Origin of the sequence: Streptomyces doebereineriae (assembly GCF_031845645.1) — a bacterium.
GTDB classification, from domain to species: domain Bacteria; phylum Actinomycetota; class Actinomycetes; order Streptomycetales; family Streptomycetaceae; genus Streptomyces; species Streptomyces canus.
Genome location: NZ_JAVREZ010000540.1, coordinates 1 through 399, shown reverse-complemented (window position 1 = coordinate 399; position 399 = coordinate 1). Strand labels below are relative to the sequence as shown.

General features: G+C 72.9%; 1 protein-coding gene. It reads right to left on the bottom strand.

The annotated features are described in order from the left end of the window. A partial coding sequence (locus RNB18_RS53155) for a sugar phosphate nucleotidyltransferase (RefSeq protein ID WP_311721198.1) occupies nucleotides 1-399 on the bottom strand: 399 nt, incomplete at both ends.

Below are 399 nucleotides of genomic sequence, written 5' to 3'. Positions count from 1 at the left end.
ACCGTGCACCGGCCCGCCGATCTTCTCGTCCTCGGCCAGCAGCTGGAGCGCGTCCGTGAGCTGGATCTCGCCGCCGCGGCCGGGCTCGGTCCGTCGCAGTATGTCGAAGACGGCGGGGTCCAGGACGTAGCGGCCGATGACGGCGAGGTTGCTGGGCGCCTCGGCGGGTTCGGGCTTCTCGACGAGCCCGGTGACCCGGACGACGTCGCCGTCGGCGGTCGCCTCGGTGGCGGCGCAGCCGTACATGTGGATCTGCGCGGGGTCCACCTCCATCAGCGCGACGACGCTGCCGCCCTCGCGCTCCTGGATCTCGACCATCCGGGCGAGCAGGGGGTCGCGCGGGTCGATGAGGTCGTCACCGAGGAGGACGGCGAACGGCTGGTCTCCCACGTGCGGCGC